General features: G+C 48.0%; 15 protein-coding genes and 1 pseudogene. 10 read left to right on the forward strand and 6 right to left on the reverse strand.

All coding sequences use genetic code 11. From position 1 onward, the window contains the following. Positions 1 to 27: 27 nt before the first annotated feature. From IEY24_RS32355 to IEY24_RS32375, 5 genes are all read right to left on the reverse strand, one after another. Positions 28 to 1,359, reverse strand: coding sequence for a UDP-glucose dehydrogenase family protein (locus IEY24_RS32355; RefSeq protein ID WP_188939443.1), 1,332 nt, complete (start codon positions 1,357 to 1,359; stop codon positions 28 to 30). Between the two features lie 368 nt (positions 1,360 to 1,727). Further along, complete coding sequence (locus IEY24_RS32360; RefSeq protein WP_188939444.1) at positions 1,728 to 4,115, reverse strand: GumC family protein; 2,388 nt, start codon at positions 4,113 to 4,115, stop codon at positions 1,728 to 1,730. A 31-nt stretch (positions 4,116 to 4,146) separates the two neighbouring features. Then, a complete protein-coding gene (locus tag IEY24_RS32365; RefSeq protein WP_229223383.1) occupies positions 4,147 to 4,896 on the reverse strand; it encodes a polysaccharide biosynthesis/export family protein in 750 nt (249 codons plus the stop codon). Between the two features lie 301 nt (positions 4,897 to 5,197). Further along, positions 5,198 to 5,935, reverse strand: coding sequence for a tyrosine-protein phosphatase (locus IEY24_RS32370; protein ID WP_188939446.1), 738 nt, complete (start codon positions 5,933 to 5,935; stop codon positions 5,198 to 5,200). 404 nt (positions 5,936 to 6,339) lie between these two features. Continuing rightward, positions 6,340 to 8,118 (reverse strand): ABC transporter ATP-binding protein, encoded by a 1,779-nt coding sequence (locus IEY24_RS32375; RefSeq protein WP_188939447.1) that lies wholly within the window; start codon positions 8,116 to 8,118, stop codon positions 6,340 to 6,342. A 189-nt stretch (positions 8,119 to 8,307) separates the two neighbouring features. Here IEY24_RS32375 and IEY24_RS32380 point away from each other — a divergent pair, with 189 nt between their 5' ends. Both IEY24_RS32380 and IEY24_RS32385 read left to right on the forward strand, forming a co-directional pair. Continuing rightward, positions 8,308 to 8,949: a 3-keto-disaccharide hydrolase gene (locus tag IEY24_RS32380; protein ID WP_229223384.1), complete on the forward strand. Its 642-nt coding sequence runs from the start codon at positions 8,308 to 8,310 to the stop codon at positions 8,947 to 8,949. Positions 8,950 to 8,963: 14 nt separating this feature from the next. Further along, positions 8,964 to 9,440 carry a DUF1905 domain-containing protein gene (locus tag IEY24_RS32385; protein WP_188939448.1) on the forward strand — a complete coding sequence of 159 codons (477 nt, stop codon included), beginning with the start codon at positions 8,964 to 8,966 and terminating at the stop codon, positions 9,438 to 9,440. A gap of 50 nt (positions 9,441 to 9,490) precedes the next feature. On the opposite strand, the gene IEY24_RS32390 is transcribed toward IEY24_RS32385, so the two are convergent. Then, positions 9,491 to 10,417: an AraC family transcriptional regulator gene (locus IEY24_RS32390; RefSeq protein ID WP_188939449.1), complete on the reverse strand. Its 927-nt coding sequence runs from the start codon at positions 10,415 to 10,417 to the stop codon at positions 9,491 to 9,493. A gap of 240 nt (positions 10,418 to 10,657) precedes the next feature. Between IEY24_RS32390 and IEY24_RS32395 the strand changes: the two genes are divergently transcribed. From IEY24_RS32395 to IEY24_RS32430, 8 genes and pseudogenes are all read left to right on the forward strand, one after another. Further along, complete coding sequence (locus IEY24_RS32395) at positions 10,658 to 12,211, forward strand: aldehyde dehydrogenase family protein (protein WP_229223385.1); 1,554 nt, start codon at positions 10,658 to 10,660, stop codon at positions 12,209 to 12,211. 7 nt (positions 12,212 to 12,218) lie between these two features. Next, on the forward strand, positions 12,219 to 12,584 hold the full coding sequence (locus IEY24_RS32400; RefSeq protein WP_188939457.1) for a DUF779 domain-containing protein: 366 nt from the start codon (positions 12,219 to 12,221) through the stop codon (positions 12,582 to 12,584). Between the two features lie 201 nt (positions 12,585 to 12,785). Next, positions 12,786 to 14,189 carry a DEAD/DEAH box helicase gene (locus tag IEY24_RS32405; protein ID WP_188939450.1) on the forward strand — a complete coding sequence of 468 codons (1,404 nt, stop codon included), beginning with the start codon at positions 12,786 to 12,788 and terminating at the stop codon, positions 14,187 to 14,189. Between the two features lie 70 nt (positions 14,190 to 14,259). Next, positions 14,260 to 14,997, forward strand: coding sequence for a DUF1361 domain-containing protein (locus IEY24_RS32410; RefSeq protein WP_229223386.1), 738 nt, complete (start codon positions 14,260 to 14,262; stop codon positions 14,995 to 14,997). Positions 14,998 to 15,076: 79 nt separating this feature from the next. After that, positions 15,077 to 15,763: a pseudouridine synthase gene (locus IEY24_RS32415; protein ID WP_188939451.1), complete on the forward strand. Its 687-nt coding sequence runs from the start codon at positions 15,077 to 15,079 to the stop codon at positions 15,761 to 15,763. A gap of 391 nt (positions 15,764 to 16,154) precedes the next feature. Next, positions 16,155 to 17,792, forward strand: coding sequence for a DUF1800 domain-containing protein (locus IEY24_RS32420; protein WP_188939452.1), 1,638 nt, complete (start codon positions 16,155 to 16,157; stop codon positions 17,790 to 17,792). A gap of 12 nt (positions 17,793 to 17,804) precedes the next feature. Beyond that, on the forward strand, positions 17,805 to 19,334 hold the full coding sequence (locus IEY24_RS32425; protein WP_188939453.1) for a DUF1501 domain-containing protein: 1,530 nt from the start codon (positions 17,805 to 17,807) through the stop codon (positions 19,332 to 19,334). 7 nt (positions 19,335 to 19,341) lie between these two features. After that, positions 19,342 to 21,080, forward strand: a pseudogene (locus IEY24_RS32430) (T9SS type A sorting domain-containing protein); the annotation flags it as partial.

Here is a 21,080-nt window from a genome sequence, read left to right on the forward strand (position 1 = left end):
GATCGTTAACCTATGTCTGATTCTTGATTAATAAATATTTATTAATTCCCGCAGATTTTGAGTCTCGCGGCCGATGCTGTAATAGAGGAATCCGTGTTCGCGGATCTGCTTAAGCTCGTATAGGTTTCTTCCATCAAAAATAACCTTGTCATTCATCAACTCGGCCATCTTAGCAAAGTCGGGTGTTCTGAACTGAGGCCACTCGGTGAAGATCATTAACGCATCAGCCTTATCCAGGGCGTCATATGCTGAGTGCGTATAAGTTACGTTTGATATCAGTCTCTTCGTGTTCTCCATTGCCTCCGGGTCGTATGCGAGCACGGTAGCCCCTTCTTCCAGCAATGCTACAATGTTTTCGAGGGCAGGGGCTTCCCGGATATCGTCGGTATGTGGTTTGAAAGCAAGTCCCCAAACCGCGATTTTCTTACCTTTCAGATTTCCGTCAAAGTGTTTCCTGACGATCGGGAGCAATTTTTTTTTCTGATCGTCATTAACTGCCATCACCGAGTTCAGCATACGAAAATCATAATCATATTCCTGCGAAGTTTTGGCCAGTGCCTGAACGTCTTTTGGAAAGCAACTTCCTCCGTAGCCTATTCCTGCAAACAGGAAACGTTTCCCGATTCTGCTGTCTGTTCCGATCCCACGCCGGATATCATCGACATCAGCGCCAACTTTTTCACACAGGTTGGCTATTTCGTTCATGAAAGTGATTTTCAAGGCCAGGAACGAATTGGCGGCATATTTGGTCATTTCCGCGGACCTTTCGTCCATGAAAATCACCGGATTACCCTGACGTACAAGCGGTGCATACAGCTTCTCCATCACTTTTTTCGCAGTTTCGGAACTGGTACCGATGACAACGCGATCAGGTTTCATGAAGTCTTCCACAGCGACACCTTCCCTAAGGAATTCGGGGTTAGAGACGACGTCAAAATCCACTTTCGCATTGGCTGCGATTGCGGCACGTACTTTTTCTGCTGTCCCAACCGGAACTGTGCTTTTATCTACGATTACAGCGTAATTTTCAAGAAGCGGTCCCAGATCTTTTGCAACGCCCAGAATATATTTGAGATCGGCCGAGCCGTTTTCACCGGGAGGGGTAGGCAGGGCCAAAAAAATAACTTCGGCGTCCTTTATACCTTCCACCAGGCTGGTTGTGAATTTTAACCGGTCTTCTTCGATATTCCGATGAAACAGAACATCAAGACCTGGCTCGTAGATTGGGAGTTCCCCCTGTTTAAGTCGTGCGACTTTCGCTGCGTCGATATCAACACATATCACTTGGTTACCCGTTTCTGCGAAACAAGTACCTGTTACCAGGCCGACATAGCCTGTACCCACTACTGCTATTTTCATAATTTCGAGGGCGGTTAAGCAGAAAGTTTTTGATGACGACTCCCGGTTTCCCGCTGCGATGGGCGGGCATGACATTTCTGTCCTTGGAAGGGGAAACATGCGGGAGAAAGTCCCGGCGATTTTGCGAGGCTAGATGATTCGTTTTTCATATTTAACGTTGAGTTGGTTATACACAGGTTGGATTGATAAAATCCAGTTCGCTCAGTGTATTTGAGCTATCAAAGAACTATGTACTAAAAATAATTCTATTAACAGTACGTTCCTACTATATTTTTGATTTCTTGGATAATTACAATTATTGCTTTAATTGCTCTTAAACTTCGATCAGGCGGGCTCTTTGGAATAGTAGGAACGTATGTGAAATGCTATCAGCTTTTGCTAACGAGCTTTTTAATCCGTGTGCCGATAGTTTGGACTTTGCTCTCGGTTTCTTCGTCGTAGTATCCGTAGCCGTAGCCCCCATACCCGTATCCGTAACCGTATCCTGCACCGTAATTAACGCCATTGAATACCACAGATAGGTTGGCGAATCTGCGAGCGCGACGTAGCTCCCCAATGCGTCTCAAATGATCGACAACGGTATAGTTGAAACGAACGATATAAAGCGTAGCATCGACATGTTCACCAATTAACGCCGCATCAGTCACAAGTCCGTAAGGAGGTGAGTCAATGAGGATGTAATCATACTTCTCTTTAAGCTCTGTCAGAAGCACAGGTAGTTTACCATTGCTAAGAAGCTCCGACGGGTTGGGAGGGATCGGCCCACTGGTTAGCACGTCGAATTTGGGGTGTACACCGGTAGGCTGGATGAAGTCCTCATAATGCCCTTGCCCTATCAGACAGTTGGATGCGCCAAATTTATTGGGAACCATCAAGCGTTCATGCAAAGTAGGTTTGCGCAAGTCAAGCCCAATCAGCAATACACGTTTATCCGAATACGCAAGACTGGCAGCGAGGTTGATACTGACAAAACTCTTCCCTTCTCCACCGATTGATGAGGTAAACATGATCACCCGGCAACTTCCGTCCCCGAGGTATTGCAAGTTCGTTCTCAAAGCCCGGAATTGTTCGGCAACTGCGCTCCGGCTTGTCATCTTGATGACAGCTTCTTCTCCCGGTTTGCCATCAGGCAGGGCCTTCATCTGGCCAATTTCACCGAGGATCGAAGAATGAGTGACTTTCTCAATCTCTTCGCGGCGCTGAACAGTATTTTTAAGTAAGAATAACAGATTTATCAGCAGGAACGGAACAATAACTCCGACTGCTCCGGCTCCCAGCCAGATCAGGCCGCGTTTTGGTTTAATGGGGTGAAACGTCGAAATCGGAGCGTCGATCAGCCTGCTGTCAGTTACAGTAGATGCATATGCCAGCGCAGTTTCCTCGCGCTTTTGCAGCAAATACAGATAAAGTTCTTCCTTAATGGATTGCTGGCGTTTAATTCCGACAAATTCCCTTTCCTTCTTCGGAATACTCCTCAGTCCGGCAGAAAATCGGGTGTTAATACCTTCAAGGTTCCTTTTAGTCACAGCCATCCCGCGCTTCAAATTTTGCACGTTTTCACGGATCGACTGGCGTGTTCCCGCAAGCTGCGTATTGATAGTTTGCAGCAAAGGGTTGTTGGGGGAAGTGGTCCGGGCATAGCGCTCGCGCTGCAATTCGAGTTCGTTGAACTTCGTAAGCAGCGACACCAATACGGGATCATCAATCATATAGGTAGCAGGAGCGACTGCACCCTCGCCAGCATTTTGAATGTAGTTGTCGACACTCTCCAATATGCTGATCTTGGTATTAACTTCATTAAGCTTGGAATCGTTTTCCTTAATATTCTCAAGAAATAACTGAGATTCCGCACTGATGTCGGTAATGCCCTGGTTAGTCTTGTATGATTCAACATCCTTCTCTACGTCACCCAATTCGCCTGTAATAAGGCCTAAACGGTTTTCGATAAATTTCAGGGTATTGCTTGCCTCGCTGTTTTTATCACTAAGCGAAGACTGGACATAGACGTCGAGCAACTTATTCAAAACATCCTTTGACCGTTGCACATCCGAATCCTCGTAGGTTAGTTCGAGAACAGTGCTTTTGGCGTTGGGCTGCTCTACCGAAAGCCGGTTAAGCATGTCTTCTGCAAGGTTTTTTACTTCTGTAAAGTGAACTTTAACCTCATCAAATTCGGAGTCGGTTCCCTTGGTTACAATAAATGCACCCCATGCGTTGTTGAAACGCTGGTTGAAAGTAAATGCTCTGTCTTCGTCATTAAAGCGAAAGTGAGTACTGTCAACAACATGGATAATCATAGGCTCACGGTAGCCAAAAGGATTAATAACTTCCGCTTTGACAATTACCGGGCTGGTTTTATAAAGATTTACTGTCCTCAACCCATCCTTGGTCGTGTAGGAGACATCCAGGTCCAATTCTTTAATTGCCTGCTCCATGAGTGTTTGAGACTTGATAATTTCAAGCTCATTCTCAACCAGCTTATTCCCGCCAAACTGGCTGCTAAGCTCGGAGAGGATGTCGCCTTGTGCCCCGCTCAGACCTTTGTTTTCATCCTTGATCAGAATGCTGGTCTTGGTGCTGTAAATGGGTTGTGTAACCTGTAAATAGAAGAAGGCGGCAGTTAAGGCAAGAGCTATAAAAATTGGAAATAGATACCAATATCTTACATAGCGGCGTATATACTCGCTAAGGCTAAAATCTTGGTCTTCCTCCTCAAAAATATCTTGAGAATGCATATTGGAAGTGCTGTCTTTCATAACGTTGAGTATAAGAAACTATGATTTGGGGCTACTTGGTTAAATTTAATATCAGGATACCCAGCGTGCTGAGGCCTCCAACTATGGTTACAATAAGGGGGACGGTTCTGATCCGGCTATCGGTATCAAGCATTTTAGCTTTAACCGGCTCGACATAAACCAGGTCATTTTTGTGCAGGTAATAATAGGGTGAGTTAAATACCTCCCGTGAGGTTAAGTCGAGTCTCGCGTACTCCCGCTTGCCATTCTCTTCCCGTACGATCATGACGTTGCTTCTGTTTCCGTAGATCGTAAGATCGCCAGCCAAACTCAACACCTCCGGCAGCGTAATTTTTTCATCAGGAATGACATATATAGCAGGCTGTTTTACCTCACCCAGTACTGAGACTTTGAAGTTCAGGTTCCGCACAATTACAGAAGGTTCTTTCAGGAAATTTTGTAGTCTTATCCTGATCGTATCGGCAGCATCAGTTGTCCGTAAGCCACCGACTTTCAGCTTTCCGATTAACGGAATTTCGATTTGGCCGTCGGTATCTACCAGGTAACCCAGTGGTTGCACACGTGCTCCTCCGACGTTGGAATAGTTAGTACTCGCCGTTGTGAATTGGTTCGGCGTATTGAAGACCTCATTCGCTTCCGGATTCAAGCTCCCCACGATGATGGAAAGGATGTCGCTGGGCTGAATTTTAGGAACGTAAGTTTGTTTAATGTCCTGCGAGTAATAACGTGTCGAATCTCCTTGGAAATATACAATCGATTTAGGGGATACGCAGGAAGTCATTCCTGTAATTATCACGAAGTAAGCAAAAGCCAGGGCGCCAGCAACTCTTGTCAATTTTTTGGGGCTAAATTCCATTAGTTAAACGTTGAGTAAGTATTGTTTCGTGTAAAATATTGTCGGTGAGATATTTAACTGATTATTTGAAATTACGCAATTAGTTGTCCATATTGTCGCAGATGCGTATTCCCGGGGCACTGGTACTGGTATTCGATTAGGTTATTGTTCATCGCTTCTTGATAAAGTTCAAGTACAAGCCTATTGAAAATTCGCTACAAATATAAAATAAATTCAATTATCGTCATCAAAAATTTATAAGTTTTTCATTTTGAAACGGATACCGGGAGACCCAGTTGTTCCTGTTGCTGCGCTGAATCATCTCCAAATGCTGGATTTTATGTGCGTCAGTGCCTAAAAATGTGATCAGGTTATTTTTTAAAAGCCATTCGGCCATTTTGCTGATGTTTTCTCCGTAGTACCCTGATAACGACAAAATATTTACTTGCAGCTCACAGCCGCCGTCCGCCAGTTTTTTGTAAATGGATGGGTCCGAATAGAAGTATGTGTAGCGTTCAGGGTGCGCGAGTACCGGCTGATAGCCCTTTTCGATGATGGAGAACAGCGTTTCCGAAGTGTTCATCAGCGGTGTGGAATAGGGAAGCTCTACTAAGAGCCGGTTTCCTGGCAGGGTCAGCATTTGTTGTCCGGTGTTCAGCAAATGGTTGAAATGTTCGTCCAGGAAATATTCTGCGGCCGCTCCAATTTGGATGGTCAAACCAGCATCCTTGCTGGCTTGCCGCACTTCTTCAAGTTTTCCAAGGATTATTTCAGGGGTGTTGCGGTAGCAATCCCACATCACGTGGGGGGTTGTGATGATATGCCGGTAGCCGAGGGCCTGCATTTTGGAAGCCATCGCTACCGAGTCCGCCACCGTCTCAACTCCGTCGTCGACTCCCGGGATCATGTGGGAATGTATGTCGATACCGATGTGATCTAGCGTTACTTCCTTGTTAGACTTTTTATTAAATAACCAGTTGAGCATATGAAATTCCGACAGCAGACTTCGATGATTTACAAAATTAGAAAAATGAAATTATCAAAAGTGCTAAGCCGGAGTAGTAAGTTTAAAAGACTTTGGATCAAAATAAGTCAAAATAGTCCATTTACCGAAAAATTCCGGGTTTAAAATTCAAGATTTAACTGAACGGTAACGAATTGTACTATTCAATGGCGCACTTACTTTGTTACCGACAGTCTCAAAGCTACCACAAACTGCGATTTGCCAGATATAAGCAGGTTTCCGTTTGTTATGTGGTCGGTCTTGGCAGAGGTACATTGACGGTACGTGGTCCGGAGATGGGATAATGTTTCGTGTTATTTGCACTATTTTTATTTATTTAAACTTCTGTTAACATTCATTAAAAAAATGTGCCGGTAAGCAGGAAGTTATTCTGCATGGCGGTGCACCAGCGTCTCCTGATGTTGCCACAGTTCTTTGAAGGCAGGGCTGTTTTGGCGTAAATGTGCAAATGTTCCCTCATCTATTAAATGCCCGTTTTGTAGCAGATACACGTAGTCGAACTTCACAAGCAGATGCAGCCGGTGTAGGGTAGATATCACCGCTTTGTCCGAAAACTCCCCAAACATCTTATCGTAAATTTGCGCCTCTGTTTTTGGATCAATGCTGCTGGTAGGCTCGTCGAGCAGAATAATATCACTGGTGCGTGCTGCGAGGATGCCGCGAGCGAGCGCGAGCCGCTGTTTTTGCCCGCCCGAAAGGTTAACACCCTTTTCCTGAATGCTTGATTCGAGGCCTTTGGGTAGCTTGTCGACCACTTCGGCGAAGTGAGCCGTTTCGCAGACCTGCATAATATCGCGCTCTTCGAATGGCAGGCCGAGAGTTATGTTGTAAGCAATAGTATTTTCAAAGATCTCCGGATCCTGCGGGAAGAGTGTCACCTGGTCGGCGAGCATTTCGATAGCGGCATCCTGACCGTCGACGGACACTTTTGAACCATTTTCCGGTTGGTATAGACCCCTCAACAATGCCAGCAGGGTGCTTTTCCCGCTGCCGCTTTCGCCGATGAATGCGATACGTTGACCCCGACGGATGCGGATATCGAGCCCGTGCAGACTGTGTGCTTGCTTTTCGGAGTCGTAAACCTCGCCGTGCGAGAAGTTCAGATTACTGATATGGATTTCCTGCCAGTTGTCGGGAAGATCGCCGGCCTCATCCACCCGGTGATGCTCATGATAAGCTTCACCTATGGCTCTCGCGGTCTGGACTTCGGTGTTATAACGGATAATTTCGGTGTATTGCCAGGCGATGTCCTGGAACACGCTGGTGAACTGGTTGACGTAGCTCAGCAATGTCACCAGTCCGCCGACCAGAAATACCTCGCCTGGCACATAATGCTGGTGCACATAACCGACTGTGACCACTACATAAATGATCGCAATGAAGACGCTGGCCACAAACCATTTCCATTCATTAATCACCACCGACCGCCTGAAAGGAGGAAAAACATCGCCGACTTTATTCAATAGGCTGATTTTCATCCGTTTTTCAAGCCGTAGCGTGATCACGGTGATGATATTGGACAGGCTATCAAACAATGTTGAGGAAACAATATGCTCTTTCTCGTTCGATTCGTCGAGCGCTTTGATGAATGGTTTATCGAACCTGAAAATCACATAGACATTGATAATGCCGATCAGTACGCCGATGGCCCCATACAGCGGCGAGAACCAGATGATAGCGACAAATGAGAAGACGAATTTGGCGAATGCATGCAGGAACATGAAGCCGTTCTGGAAAAAATCCTTCAATGCCTCATAGGCTTTGCGGATGCGGTTGATTGTCGCGCCGCTGTGGTGGTCCTGATGCCAGCGAATGGGCAAATGCAAAGACTGATGATAAAGTTCGTCTAGGAAATTGCGGCTTAGGTCGAATGCCAGTTTGCGCTCCATTATACGCGCGGGTCCGTGAAATGCCCATTCCAGCAGGATCAGGCCCAGGTATGCGCCTCCATATACCCACACATTTCGCAAAGTACCCTCAGCGTCTTGTTGGATGGATTGAATGAACCATCCATAAAGCAGCGGATGCGCCGCCAGCACCAGGTTGGCCATCACGAACATTCCGTAAACGAGCAGATAACGACCGCGTTGCTGGCGGGCGTAGCGCCAGGCGGTGGCAAGAAGGGATAAATAGGGGTTCTTCATCGAAATTTCGGTGGTTGCGGAACGGCGGCTGGCCTCCCGACACCATACAACCACAAAACAGGCTCGAAGGTTGCCGTCCGGTGGGTAAACTTTGTGTGAAGAATCAGTAGTTTTAGGGACTTTGCGGTTTAGTTACACATTGACTGATTTTCACAAACCAACCTTTTTGAACTACCAAACCGGAATTTTATGAAAAGATTAATGCATGGTTTTTGCAGCGCTGTTTTGCTGAGCATTGCCCTTGGAATTTCTGCACACGCACAGGACGGCTGGATTAGCCTATTCAATGGAAAGGACTTTACAGGTTGGAAAATCGGTGCGAATGCGAGCTCCTTTTCCATCGAGGACGGCACCATCAAAGTGGCCGGGCCACGGGCGCATCTTTTCTATGAAGGGCCGGTCAAGAACCATATGTTCAAAAATTTCGAGTTTAAGGCACAGGTCAAAACCACGCCGGGTTCCAATTCAGGTATTTTCATCCACACCACGTACCAGGAAGACGGCTGGCCCGCGCTAGGCTACGAAGTGCAGGTAAACCAGTCGCATACCGACTATAAGCGTACCGGCAGCCTTTATAATGTAATAGACGTGAAAGATACGTACGTGAAAGACAACGAATGGTATACCGAGTACGTCAAAGTCGAAGGCAAACACATTACCATTAAGATCAACGACAAAGTGGTGGTAGATTATGAAGAAACGGGCGTTGACAAGCGTGTGGGTGAGATGAAGAATAGGTTCCTGAAACAAGGTACATTTGCATTGCAGGCGCACGATCCCAAGAGCGTGGTGTATTATAAAGACATTCAGGTAAGACCATTAACTGAGTAACCGCATTACTTCCGATGGAAGAAGAAGTTCATTTTGAATCGATACTGGAACGCCTCCCCAAAAAGGGAGGCGAATTTTATATTTTGGTCCCCGAGGAGGTGGCCGCCCAGTTCGTGGAGGGCCGCAAGCCCGCGCGTGTACGTTGTGTGATCAACGGACATGTGCATTTTCAATGCGCGATCCGGCCGAAAGGTGGGGGAGGCTTCTATATCAATGTAGCTACACAACTTCGTCAACAGGGCAAATTGGCATTAGGCCAAAAGCTACATGCAACCGTCCGCAAGGACGACAGCGAGTACGGCCGGGATATGCCGGAGGAATTGCAGGAACTGCTGGCCCAGGACGAAGAAGCAAACAGGTTGTTCCAAAATGCGAAACCCGTAAATCAACGGGCTATTATTCACTATATCGCCGGCGCCAAATCGGTGCAGGTGCGAATTGACCGGTCTATTATGATGACGGACAGGTTAAAGGCGGGTCGAATTGTGTAACGGTTTGTCAGGAGTGGTCAATGACTATTCCTGCCCCATCTGACCTAACATCATTCCTCGCGATTCGAGACATGCCGGTATTGGCTTGGCGAAATGCCTTCCGACTTTCGGAATTGCCTTCCGAAGTAATTCAAATCGGTGAAGCCAAGCTCATAGCAGATGTCGGAAATGCTGTCCTTTGTGTGTGACAAAAGCTGCTTAGCCTTTTTGATCTTTTCTCTTAATATAAAGTCCAGGGGACTGATGCTGAACTCGCGTTTGAATGCGCGGTAGAATGATGCCCGGCTCATACATGCTTTTTCGCTCAGGTCTTCTACCTGGATCTTTTCGTTGATATTAGCCTTGATATAGCTCACCACAAATGCCAATGGGTTGTCCTCATGCAGGTAGGAGGCTTCGTCGGTGGCCGCCAGGTGCTGGGTTTGTATGATGTGCACGATGAGCTCCTGTAATGTGAGATCGGCGAGGATGTCTTTACCTAATGCGCTGCCCGAGCAGATTTTTATGAGCTTGTTGAGCGTCTGGGCGAGCTCGATATTGTTGAGGAAATGGTACTGGCTGTGCTGTAACGACCAGAATTGCTGCCGACCTTCGCGCGGGTAAGTTTCGCTTAGGCGGTCGACGATCTGCTGGATTTTCATTTGGTCGATTGCCAGGGCAATGCATTGGGTGGGATTCTCGCGAGCAGCTTCGGGAAAGTCGATTTTCATCGTCACATTCGCTGGTACAAGCACGGTTTCGCCTGGTAAATATTCAAAGCCCGGCTGATCAAACAAATGCATGATTTTTTTACCGCGCAGCATGCTAGTCACCACAAAATCAGGGAATGTAAGTGGCACCAATGCCGAAGTCTGTAAAGTTTCGAACAGGTTCAGCTCACAGTTTTCCAGCGTAAATGCCCTGCGGTTTTCTACCAATGTCTTCAACGATTTCTCTCCCGAAACCGCCACCTGATCCAATCTCAAACCTGCCGCCATTGTCCTTTTATTTAAAATCTCAACAACCTTTTTCAGGATCCCTGCAATAGGTGAACTGCTTCTGATCGCAAATGAAGATCGTTCCTTTTCTCGATCCTTCCTTTCTTTTAATCATTAAATATAATTGTTTTTTGAAAAAATGAGATAATTATCCTAACACTTGACACGATCGTGCCAATGATTAACGATTCACCAGACTAGGTTTGTAATGTCAATTATTTCTAAAATTAACCTTTAATCATGGACACGATCACCGAAAATCAGACAGCCGAAAGTAAGACGTACAATAGTGGCAATCTGGCCAGGCGGCCCGATTTCAAGGAAAAATACGATAATTATATCAACGGCAAATTTGTGGCACCCGCCAAAGGGGAGTATTTCGAGAACGTCTCGCCGATCGACGGACAGGTGTTCACCCGGGCCGCCCGTTCCACGAAGGAAGACGTGGAAGCCGCCCTTGACGCGGCTCATGCCGCATTTCCGGCTTGGAGCAAAACCTCCGCGACCAATCGCAGCAACCTGCTCCTGAAAATCGCGCAGGTGATTGAAGATAATCTTGAATATCTGGCTATTGTAGAAACCATCGATAACGGCAAGGCGATCCGCGAGACCCGCGCAGCCGATTTGCCGCTTTGCGTCGACCACTTTCGCTATTTTGCAGGCGTCATCCGTGCGGAGGAAGGCAGTGTTTCTGAGCATGACGAAAATACTGTTTGCATTAACCTGCATGAACCGCTGGGCGTGGTCGCGCAGATCATCCCCTGGAATTTTCCCTTGCTGATGGCAACCTGGAAAATCGCGCCCGCACTGGCTGCGGGAAATTGTGTGGTGGTGAAACCCGCCGAACAGACACCGACTTCTATTATGGTATTAATGGAGCTTATAGGAGATATTTTGCCTGCGGGCGTGCTCAACATTGTGACCGGCTTCGGCGTGGAGGCTGGAAAGCCGCTCGCATCGTCGCCGCGTGTGGCCAAGGTTGCATTTACAGGGGAAACCACTACCGGGCGGCTTATTATGCAGTACGCCTCCGACAACCTGGTGCCGGTAACGATGGAGCTTGGGGGTAAGTCGCCCAATATTTTCTTCCCGTCGGTAATGGATGAGGACGACGCGTTTCTGGACAAGGCCATCGAAGGCGCGGTGCTGTTCGCGTTGAACCAGGGCGAAGTTTGTACCTGTCCCTCGCGGATGCTGGTGCATGAAAGTATCTATGACAAGTTCATTGAAAGGGTGATACAGCGTACAAAAGCTATCAAAATGGGCCATCCGCTTGATGGTAGTACGATGATGGGCGCGCAGGCTTCGAATGACCAGTACGAAAAAATACTGTCCTACCTTAAAATAGGCAAAGAAGAAGGCGCAGAGGTGCTCACTGGCGGGGCTGCGCAGGCTTTTGAGAACGGTATTTCGGGGGGCTATTACATTCAACCTACCATTTTCAAAGGTCATAACAAAATGCGGGTGTTCCAGGAGGAGATATTTGGTCCGGTGGTATGCGTGACAACATTTAAAACGACCGAAGAAGCCATTGCCATTGCCAATGACACACTTTATGGTCTCGGCGCAGGTGTATGGACACGCGACGCACACGAGCTCTACCAGGTACCGCGGGCGATCCAGGCGGGTAGGGTGTGGGTCAATAACTACCACGCCTATCCAGCCCACGCTCCGTTCGGTGGTTATAAGAAATCGGGTTTTGGTCGGGAGAACCACAAAATGATGCTGGGCTACTACCGTCAAACCAAGAACATGCTGATTTCGTATGACAAGAACAAGTTGGGATTTTTCTGAGTATGTCATGACAGAGCGCGTATTGATTACTCCCGAAGCCGAAAAGGTCGTCGACCAGCTTCGGGAGTTCCACGGAGAGCTGATGTTTCATCAGAGTGGCGGTTGTTGTGATGGCTCACAGCCTATGTGTTTCCCCAAAGGTGAGTTCCGCGTGTCGGAGAGCGATGTGTTGTTGGGGCAAATAAGGGGCTGTGAGTTTTTCATGAGTCGCGACCAGTTCGAATACTGGCAGCATACCCAGCTGATGATCGATGTTGTGCCCGGAAGGGGCTCGAGCTTTTCGCTGGAAATACCGCTGGGGCTGCGTTTTCTTACCCGTTCGAGACTTTATACGCCCGAAGAAGCGAATGATCTGGCGACCGTCGACGTCTGAAAAAACGCCTTAGTTGGAGAAGGTGCGAGACTGCCGTGTAGTGAATCTTTTACACGATGGTTTCGCACCTTCTTGTCATTTTAGCACTTATTGGTTATATTTGTTCAAATCGAGCGGTTTGCTGACTGGGAAAATCAAAGTCAGCTATATCTATAACACATCTGTAAATCAATGGATTTACGGATTTTTAAAAGCTGAATTTTGAATTTCAACGAATTTGAACTCCACGAAGACGTTTTGAACGCCGTGGACTCTATGAACTACCAACAGGCAACGCCTATCCAGGAGCAGGCTATACCACATATTATCAGCGGCAAAGACCTGCTCGCTTGCGCACAGACCGGGACCGGCAAAACCGCCGCTTACCTGATTCCTATTCTCGACAAGGTCGCCCACGAGGCCAATGAACATACCGGTGCACTGATTTTGGTGCCAACCCGCGAGCTTGCCGTTCAGATCGACCAGCAAATTCAGGGCCTGGGCTATTTTGTAGGTGCGACGAGCATCGCCGTGTATGGTGGCAATAAAGGCCCGGAATGGGACCAACAGAAAAAAGCATTGACTCAGGGTGCCGACATTATTATCGCTACGCCGGGCAGGCTTATCGCGCATTTGCAGTTGGGTTACGTTCATTTTAGAGATCTGCGGCATTTGGTTCTTGATGAGGCCGACCGTATGCTCGACATGGGTTTCCTGAGTGATATACTAAAGATCATGAGCTATCTGCCTACTGAGAGACAGACGCTGATGTTCTCAGCCACGATGCCGCCAAAGATCGGCGATCTGGCCAAACGTATTTTGAAAGACCCAGAGGAGATAAGACTGGCGGTATCACGTCCGGCTGACCGGATTGACCAACAATTTTACCTTGCCAGGGACGAGCAAAAGCTACCTTTGCTGATGCATTTGCTGAAAGGCGTTGAAAATATCAGCATGGTGTTGTTCACCTCCCGTAAATCGAACGTGGAGCCGATCGTGCGGGCGCTGCGAAAACTGGGCCTGGGTGCGCATGGTATCTCATCTGATTCAGAGCAGGGTGAGCGTGAAATCGTACTACGTGATTTCAAAAACCGGCAGTTTCCAATCCTGGTCGCGACCGACGTATTATCCCGCGGCATAGATATTGATAATCTCAGCCATGTGGTGAACTACGATGTTCCCCGCGATCCCGAAGATTACGTGCACCGTATAGGGCGTACGGCACGAGCTGAATCGAAAGGTACGGCCATGACATTGATCAATGAGCACGATCAGAAATATGTATTGAAGATCGAAAGGCTTTTTGAGAAGGAATTGGAGAAAAAATCCGTTACCTCGGAACTGGGACTGGGAGAGGCTCCTGTATTTGAGCCGCCACGTTTTCGTTCGGGAGGGCGTAACAGTAGCAACAGGAAGAATAGAAAGAAAGATGGACCGGGGGCTACGTCTGCGAGAAAGCCACACCGCGAGGCAAAACCCCAGGACTCCACCAGCGTGGAAGTGGGCGCTGTGGCGACGGGCGCCGTTGTGACGGCAACCGACATGCCGAAGCGCAGGAACAAGCGGCGAAGACCTAAAAAGGATCAGCCCAAAACCGTAAACCCTACTGAGGCACAGGCCTCTTGATCAGCGTTGGTCAGACGTGAGCATTATTTGTCTTGCTTAATCGTCATGGAAGAACTTAAATTACGTACACTTGGACCGTCTGATAGATTGGATAAGGAATTATAAATTCAGCGTATCCGATCCTCCCATCATCACGATGGAAGGCTTGTTTTCGCTACTGCTGCTTTTGCTTCTGAGCCTGCTCGCGGTGTTTTTTCACCTTGTCCGCATTCTTTTCAACTCCCCCGTCGATTTTTCCCTCGACTGGAACCTCTTTCTGAGCTGGATACCCCTCATTATCGCTTTCTTCGCGGACAATCTTACGAAGCGTTTCGGGGATATTCCGGTGATTCTGGGCATTTTGAGTATTGCCTGGCTGGCATTTCTCCCCAATGCGCCTTACATGATCACCGATCTTGCCCACCTCACCGTGGACTACCAACGCGACCTCACCTGGCACGACACCATCATGCTTTTTTCCTATGCGGAAGTAAGTCTGTTCAACGGTCTGGTTTCGCTTTACTGGATCCACCGCTCGTGGCGACGGGTGTACGACAAGAAGCCAGCCAACACCCTGCTGCTGATCAGTCTTCCGCTGGCAGGGTTCGGGGTATATCTGGGACGGGTGCGGAGAATGAATAGCTGGGACATCATTCATGAGCCAAGGGCCATTATCAATAACCTCTTCGAAAGCCTTCTCGATCGCACCGCCTGGGTCTTCGCAATGGAGATCGGCATGTTGCTGGGAATATTGTACCTGGTCTTGTGGGGGATAATCAGGTTCCGGATCCGACATTCGAAAAAGAGCCCGGACTCGGGAAATCACTAGTGTGAATGTGTCCGGCTGTTGATTTTCGACACATCAATCGATTTTGGTGGGCTAAATTTCCCCGCTTTCAGACATTTTAATGAACCCTTTACAGATCCTGTTTCGCTGCGAGCATCTTGTGGCGATCAATAAACCCAATGGCCTGCTGGTGCACCGCTCACCAATCGCCAGCGACGCCGATGTTTTCGCCGTGCAACTCCTGCGCGACCAGCTTGGGCAGAAGGTCTACCCTGTACACCGCCTGGATCGTAAGACCTCAGGCGTGTTGCTTTTCGCACTCGACGAAGCTACGAACAGTGAAATGCAGCGCAAATTCATGGACGGTGAAGTCAAAAAGACCTATCATGCTGTTGTTAGGGGCTATGCGCCTGATAGCGGTGAAATAGATTATCCCCTCAAACGCGACGACGGCGTGGTTCAGGATGCCGTGACCTTTTTTGAAACGCTCCAAAGAACGGAAATGTCCTTCGCTGTCGGTAAGCATCCTACATCACGCTACTCGCTGGTCAAGCTAAATCCGGTCACCGGCCGTATGCATCAGCTCCGCAAGCACATGGCGCACATTATGCACCCGATCATTGGCGACCGGCCGCATGGGTGCAACAAGCAGAACCGTTTTTTTAAGGAGAAATTGAATATGATGCAAATGATGTTGCATGCGGTGTCACTGGAATTCGTACATCCTTCTACAAAAGAATATGTGACTATATTTGCTCCCTATGAAGCGGAGTTTTTTAGGATGCGCGAAATACTTCGGCTGAATTAGCTATATTCCAGTCCTGTATCAAAAATATTGTCGATTAATTTGTAGAAATACTTTGATAAGTAATTTCTAATTCGTTAATTTTGTGATGAGTTAGGAAGTGATGTTCCACTGATAAGAATGATGTATGTAAAGACTATCCAAACCCAATCGCGGGATAGTAGGAATTCAAATCTTACGCTCCACACCCGGGCGCATCGGCGTCCATCCGGAGTCAATTAATCCATCAGGCTCCTATAATAAACAGACGATTTAGGCAAGCATATCCTTCTGGCGTATCGACCGTAAAGGACAAGTGGCTTGTGCCCGTCAGAACCGCCTCCGCACCGGTACCCAAGCAAGTCGGAGATTTTCCTTCAATTTTCTAACGTTTTGCAACCATTACGCCGCCATCATGGCATATCTGGATACATATACAACGCCCCTGACGGCTGCTGCTGCTGCGCATCTGTTACGAAGGGCAACATTCGGGCCGACAAACCAGGAAGTAGCCGATTTTACTGGTAAAACTGCGAGTCAGGCCGTCGACATTTTGATTAACAATTCTTCGTATCGCGCTACTCCGCCTCCGCCGGTGGAAATGGACACAACCAGATCTGATGCCGGTCAGCCGTTTCTCGACAAGCCTTTTAGCGGGAGCCGGAGTTTTACTTATTTCAACTATGTGAAATATTGGTGGATTGGGTTGATGGCAGAACAAAACGGTAAGCCATCTGTTTTAGAGAAGCTTACGGCATTTTGGCAAAATCATTTTGTGGTGACATATACCCCCGTGGAGGATTATCGGTACCTCGACAGGTATTTGCGGCTGCTCAGAACGAATGCCCTCGGGAATTTCAAAGATTTGGCCATAGGAATCAGCAAGGACCCCGGGATGCTTATTTTTCAAAATGGCAACGAAAACACGAAGGCCCTCCCAAACGAGAACTATGCCCGGGAACTTCAGGAGCTTTTTACGGTTGGTCAAAGAGACTTTGCCGGAAACTACAACTATACCGAACAGGATGTAAAGACTGCCGCAAGGGTATTGACAGGTTGGCAGGCAACAAACCGATACGTGGAAGGTTCAACGACTTTTGACTCGGTTTTTAATTCCGACCGGCACGACACCAGCAACAAAGTCTTTTCGGAAAAGTATAACAATACAACCATAACCGGACGTACGGGTACGGGTGCAGGCGACGCTGAGCTGGTGGATCTGATCACGATGCTCATCGGCCACCCGGAATCGCCAAAATACATTTGCAGGAAGTTGTACCGCTGGTATGTCAATCCAAATGTGACCCAGGAGATTGAAGATCAGGTAATTGTTCCGCTGGCCGCGTTTTTTGCCAGTCCAGGTAATAACTTCGCTATTGCTCCCGTCCTTAAAAAGCTTTTAACAAGCAACATATTTTTCGATAACAGAAATATCGGTGCTATAGTCAAGTCTCCCGCCGAATTTATGATCGGAGCGATCCGCTTGTTCAATCAGCCTGTTCCTGATATTACCACTGAGTATGGGCCATTTCAAAAAATGACCAGCTATTTGAGCAACAGCATGAACTTGCTGCAATTGAATCTGCTGAATCAACCCTCGGTGTTTGGCTCTCTCCCTTATTATCAGACCGGATATTCCAAAAACTGGATTAATGAAACCACAATAGGTTTACGCAGCTCCCGGATCGATGTGTTGGTCAACCCTATTTTGGAGATCAAACCAGGATATATTCTTGGGGTCGATATCCTGGCCAGATTGCGGAGTATCCAGCCGAACTTTTCGGACGTGGCCGGAACACCCGCCATTACCTGCGAGCAAGTACTGGCTGAGTTTTCAAAAAATCTCTTTGCCATTGAATTGAGCCAACAGCAAAAAGACTTCCTGATCGACTCGATCATGATGATGAAAAGTAGTCCGCGAACAACTTGGATCAGGGAATGGGATGCTTATCGTACCACTCCATCAGACGCTTCCAAGCAAAACAACATATTGTGGCGTTGCCGTGCCTTGCTGAAATACATGCTGAGAATGGCAGAATACCAAATATTTTAACTCGGTAAGGAAATGAAGAGAAGAGATTTTATATCAGCTGCGTCATCCCTGATGGTTCCATTGGTACTCGATGGCTTCGGTGTCAAGTCGATGGCGAAAGGCTCAGCATTGGTAAGGTCCCTGCGGCAAACTGCGGCGCTGAACAATGATCGGGTATTGGTTATCATTTACCTGGGTGGCGGGAACGATGGTTTGAATACTGTGATACCGCTTGAATATTATTCAACTTACAGCCAGTTGCGGAGCAATATAGCGATCCCGGAGAGTAGCGTACTAAGGCTGGCCGGCAACGCAGGGACAGGCTTTCATCCGGTGATGACCGGCATGCGTTCGCTCTACGATGAAGGTAAGCTGGCTATCATCAACTCGGTTTCTTATCCTAATCCGGATCAGTCGCATTTCCGTTCTACCGACATCTGGATGACCGGCGTCGACGCTTCTCAATACTCCACTTCCGGTTGGGCTGGGCGTTATCTTGGCGACCGGTATCCGGGTTATCCCGATGGCTACCCGAACGAGCAGATGGAGGATCCCTTGGCTTTACAAATCGGCCAGATAACAACCCCGGCATTACTCGGTCCCGATCAGTCGCTCGGGGTAACTATCCAGGACCCAAATACTTTTTATCAGCTTATCGGGGAAGCAAGTACAGAAACTGAGGGGCCATTGCCATGTTGTGATGCCGGGGAGCTTGTCTCCTACATCCGCCAAAAGCAAGTGCTCGCAGTGGGATATGCTTCTGAGATCAAGGCGGCTGCCGACGCCGGCAGAAACCTGGCGGTATACCCCGATGCGTCCCAGAAGAACGAGCTTGCCGATCAACTGAAAATTGTCGCCAGGCTAATTCATGGTGGTTTAAAATCAAAGATCTATTATGTAGAACTGGGGGGATTCGATACCCATTCCGGACAGGTAGGCACAACTAGCACGGAAGGTATACACGCACAGTTGTTAAAAAAGCTGTCTGATGCCATATACTCATTTCAAAATGACCTTAAACTACAAGGCACAGAGGACAAAGTGCTAGGGATGACATTTTCCGATTTTGGACGAAGGGCCAATTCCAATGCATCCAAAGGAACAGATCATGGAGTCGGGGCACCCATGTTCGTATTTGGAACTGGTATTAAAAGACAGTTGGTCGGAACGAACCCTGACCTGGTCAACGGCCTGCTTCCTCCGACCCCCGCGCCAGGTGTTACCAGCCGAGATATAAAGATGCAAATCGATTTTCGGCGCGTCTACTCCGATGTGCTCAACGACTGGTTCGGCACAGCCGGTTCGAAAACGGATCAGATCTTATTCAGAAATTTTAAGACTACCTCGCTTTTTTCAGATACCGTACAATCTATTGCGTCCGGCGCGTGGGCCAATCCAGAGATATGGTCCAACGGTCGGGTACCTGCCATACGGGATTTCGTCAGAATCAATTCGGGGCATGTAGTCGACGTTGGGCAGAATGTCACAGCACGGGATGTAAAAGTGGAGGTTGGCGGAGAGCTGAAGTTTTTAGGAGACTATACTGTCAACATCGTAAAGTAATCGGATCATGAGCATTTTCTATAAATCCTTCATTAATGGATTGGCTCTTCTGGCTTTTTCAGTCGTTTGCTTAGGTCAGCAGGTTGGAGTAGTCAAAACAGAACGAAACTCGCCGGGCGGCGTAGTTAGTTTTTCTGAAACTTCGAAGGTCACAGGGATAAGCGATGCTAAGCATGTCGATGGATATGTGAAAAAGTATGGTTCATCCCTATTTACATTTCCAGTAGGGCATAATGGAGTTTACCGGCCTTTCGCGGCTGAGGTTGACGGAACTACGGGAGCGTATTTCCAGGGCGATCCCAACACCGCTTCGCTGCCGTCGGGCGCGCCTTTCGCGACTACCAACAAAGATGATGGAGTCAAAACGGTGGGTGCAAAAGAATTGTGGGATATAAGGGGCAACAAGGCAACAAAAATAACGCTAACATGGAATGCGGCCAGTGAGGTGAATGTGCTGACAGAGGGCGCCCTTCCCACACTCAGCATCGTCGGGTGGAATGCCTCGACATCTCGATGGGAGAAAATAACCTCAAACGTCGATCAGGTTTCTCTTTTCGGTGCTGCGAGCAGCCTTACGTCGGGTTCTATTACAACGACGCAGACCTTGGTTCCGGATACCTATGAGGCTTACACATTGGCAGCGCTGAAGACAGCATCGTTGCCAGCCAATTACAGTGGAACTTTTGAAGTGGCCGGTTGCACGGAAATTACCGGGTGGGTATGGGATTCAAACTATCCTAATTCGACACTTGCAGTAGAATTGGTAGAAGGGAACCAAGTTTACGCGACAGCAACTGCCAATATTTATCGGGCTGATTTAAAAAATTCCGGCGTTGGCACGGGTAACTACGGATTTACCATTGGGTTACCATCGTCCTTGCTGAGCGACGGCCTGACACATCAGCTAAGCGTTCGTGTTCGAAGCAGTAACTATATTCTGAACGGATCGCCGAAGACTTTGGCGTGTGCATTCGCAGGGAGTTTTGAAAAAGCAGATTGTAATGATATTCAGGGTTGGGTTTGGGATAAAAATAGCCCCGACAAGGCCTTTACGGTGGAGCTCGTGGAAAATAACGTTGTGCACGCCACGACCGTTTCCAATCTATACCGTGACGATTTGAAAACTGCCGGCATCGGGACCGGCAATTACGGTTTTAAGATCGTAATTCCTATGTCTTTAAGAGATGGAAAGGCCCATCAATTGAGTGTAAGGGTAAAGGGAATAGATTATACACTACCAGGTGCCGGAAAAACGCTGACGTGTTCTCCCCCTCAATATTTTGGAAACTTCGATACGGCCGATTGTAACGGCCAGATCACCGGCTGGGTCTGGGACAAATATGCTCCGAACACCGCCCTGACGGTCGAACTTTATGAAGGGACGATAGTTTACGGCACAGCTGTTGCGAACATCTACCGCGAAGTTGTAAAAAATGCCGGGTTTGGGACCGGTAATTACGGGTTTAGTATACCGATGCCGGTTGCGTTAAAAGATAATTTGCCCCATCAGTTAAGTATACGGGTAAGAGGGGCCAGTTATATTCTGGGGGGATCACCCAAGACGTTGACATGTTCTCCAAATCAGTTCCAGGGAACTTTAAATACCCCTGATTGCAACCAGATCTTTGGTTGGGTTTGGGATAAAAATGCGCCTGGTAGTAATCTTACTGTGGAGATTTACGAGGGTACGACCGTTTACGGTACGGCTGTGGCAAATGTATACCGGGAGGACGTGAAAAATGCGGG

The sequence above is a fragment of the Dyadobacter endophyticus genome, from assembly GCF_014641595.1.
Classification (GTDB): Bacteria; Bacteroidota; Bacteroidia; order Cytophagales; family Spirosomataceae; genus Dyadobacter; species Dyadobacter endophyticus.

What these genes read in the sequence shown, in the direction of transcription:
- IEY24_RS32355 (WP_188939443.1), bottom strand. Translation starts at nt 1,359, where the DNA reads ATGAAAATAGCAGTAGTGGGTACAGGCTATGTCGGCCTGGTAACAGGT.
- IEY24_RS32360 (WP_188939444.1), bottom strand. Translation starts at nt 4,115, where the DNA reads ATGAAAGACAGCACTTCCAATATGCATTCTCAAGATATTTTTGAGGAG.
- IEY24_RS32365 (WP_229223383.1), bottom strand. Translation starts at nt 4,896, where the DNA reads ATGACTTCCTGCGTATCCCCTAAATCGATTGTATATTTCCAAGGAGAT.
- IEY24_RS32370 (WP_188939446.1), bottom strand. Translation starts at nt 5,935, where the DNA reads ATGCTCAACTGGTTATTTAATAAAAAGTCTAACAAGGAAGTAACGCTA.
- IEY24_RS32375 (WP_188939447.1), bottom strand. Translation starts at nt 8,118, where the DNA reads ATGAAGAACCCCTATTTATCCCTTCTTGCCACCGCCTGGCGCTACGCC.
- IEY24_RS32380 (WP_229223384.1), top strand. Translation starts at nt 8,308, where the DNA reads ATGAAAAGATTAATGCATGGTTTTTGCAGCGCTGTTTTGCTGAGCATT.
- IEY24_RS32385 (WP_188939448.1), top strand. Translation starts at nt 8,964, where the DNA reads ATGGAAGAAGAAGTTCATTTTGAATCGATACTGGAACGCCTCCCCAAA.
- IEY24_RS32390 (WP_188939449.1), bottom strand. Translation starts at nt 10,417, where the DNA reads ATGGCGGCAGGTTTGAGATTGGATCAGGTGGCGGTTTCGGGAGAGAAA.
- IEY24_RS32395 (WP_229223385.1), top strand. Translation starts at nt 10,658, where the DNA reads ATGGACACGATCACCGAAAATCAGACAGCCGAAAGTAAGACGTACAAT.
- IEY24_RS32400 (WP_188939457.1), top strand. Translation starts at nt 12,219, where the DNA reads ATGACAGAGCGCGTATTGATTACTCCCGAAGCCGAAAAGGTCGTCGAC.
- IEY24_RS32415 (WP_188939451.1), top strand. Translation starts at nt 15,077, where the DNA reads ATGAACCCTTTACAGATCCTGTTTCGCTGCGAGCATCTTGTGGCGATC.
- IEY24_RS32420 (WP_188939452.1), top strand. Translation starts at nt 16,155, where the DNA reads ATGGCATATCTGGATACATATACAACGCCCCTGACGGCTGCTGCTGCT.
- IEY24_RS32425 (WP_188939453.1), top strand. Translation starts at nt 17,805, where the DNA reads ATGAAGAGAAGAGATTTTATATCAGCTGCGTCATCCCTGATGGTTCCA.